The organism is Streptomyces sp. NPDC054840 (genome assembly GCF_053611065.1).
This window is the reverse complement of record NZ_JBSGZP010000609.1, coordinates 1-1,344: the sequence shown is the minus strand read 5'-3', so window position 1 is coordinate 1,344 and position 1,344 is coordinate 1. Positions and strand designations below refer to the sequence as shown.

Below are 1,344 nucleotides of genomic sequence, written 5' to 3'. Positions count from 1 at the left end.
CGACGAGCGGCGCGAGCCCCTGACCGGTCGGCCGGGTGGGTGGACCGGACCGGTGGGCCGGATCGCGGACCGGTCGGGGGGCCGGTCCGCGGGCCGTCGTCACCGCAGGCGGTTCCGGGGCCACGCGCAGCGAGTCGGCACGCCCCGACGTCCGAGGGGCCGGCGGCGCCGGACGGGAAACCGGTATCCGGGAGAGCCCGAGGCCGGTCAGAACACGACGACCGTGAACGGGTTGTCCACGTAATTGCCGCGGAGGTCGCAGGTGTTGATGGTGACGGCGTCCGGGCCGCACACGCGGTTGGGGGTGGTGCTGAAGCTGCGGCGGTTGGAATTCGGCAGCTCGACGGAGACGACGCTGAACGCCAGGTTGACCTCTTCGCTGACATTCACGCAGTACCGACCGGTGTTGATGTGACGTACCCAGTCGATGTTCTTCGACCGCCGGAGCGCGCCGGAGGCCGTGACGTCCGCGGCGGCCTGGACGTAAGGGGAGGTGATCGGCCTCGGGTCGGCCGCGGGGCCGGCCGCCGCGGGGGCGGCGAGAGCGCCGGTCAGGGCGACGACAGCTGGCAGTACGGGGATGAAACGATGCATGGCTGATACTCCCCGCGGAGGCGCCCTGCAGCGAGTTGCGGACGATCCGCCCACATTCGACCGGAACGCTGCGGGGTGCGGTCGCCACGCCGGTCCGGCATCGGCCGACCGGTGCGGAAGGTCACCCGGGTGGCCCGGACGGTTCGGCCGTCGGGGTCATCGCGTCGGCACCCCGGCCCGGCCTCCCGGGCGGCGGCCGTGGTGCCCGGGCCGCAGGGCCGGTGGATGCCGGTGTCCCGCAAGGTGCTCCGCCGCCGACCCCGCGAGCGACGCGCGACGGGCGTGTGCACCGGGCCCACAGCACGCCCACGGTGTTTGCTTGGGCCAGGGGGAAGAAAGAACCGCGTCCGCGGGGACCGCCGTACGCCAGGAGGAACCGAAGAATGAAGTTCGCCCAGATCATCGACTTCGAGACGGAGCGCATCGACGAGGTGCGCGACCTGCTGCGCGCCTACGAGGAGCAGGCCCGCTCGCAGGGCCGCGCCGGTGCCCCGATCACCCGCACCCTCCTCAAGGACCGGGCCAACCCCAACCGCCATCTCGCCGTCGTCGAGTTCGCGTCGCACGAGGAGGCCATGGCCAACAACAACGCGCCCGAAACCGGCGAACTGGCCGCGCAGCTGTCGGCACTGATGACGAGGCCCACCGTCTACACCGACTGCGACGTGCACGAGGAGTGAACACCGGCTGATCCGGGCGGCCCGGCGCCCGTACCACTTCGGCGGTGTGGTCGTCCCGGAGGCCGACGGC

The 1,344-nt window shown here is 72.5% G+C and carries 2 protein-coding genes; one reads left to right on the top strand and one right to left on the bottom strand.

Annotation, left to right across the window (positions count from 1 at the left end; all coding sequences use genetic code 11):
* Positions 1-207: 207 nt before the first annotated feature.
* On the bottom strand, positions 208-594 hold the full coding sequence (locus ACWGIU_RS30630) for a hypothetical protein (protein ID WP_453711246.1): 387 nt from the start codon (positions 592-594) through the stop codon (positions 208-210).
* Between the two features lie 383 nt (positions 595-977).
* Between ACWGIU_RS30630 and ACWGIU_RS30625 the strand changes: the two genes are divergently transcribed.
* Positions 978-1,274: a hypothetical protein gene (locus ACWGIU_RS30625; RefSeq protein WP_453711244.1), complete on the top strand. Its 297-nt coding sequence runs from the start codon at positions 978-980 to the stop codon at positions 1,272-1,274.
* Positions 1,275-1,344 lie beyond the last annotated feature (70 nt).

Bases quoted from the DNA above. Each gene is read 5' to 3' on its own strand.
- ACWGIU_RS30630 (WP_453711246.1), bottom strand. From the start codon at position 594: ATGCATCGTTTCATCCCCGTACTGCCAGCTGTCGTCGCCCTGACCGGC.
- ACWGIU_RS30625 (WP_453711244.1), top strand. From the start codon at position 978: ATGAAGTTCGCCCAGATCATCGACTTCGAGACGGAGCGCATCGACGAG.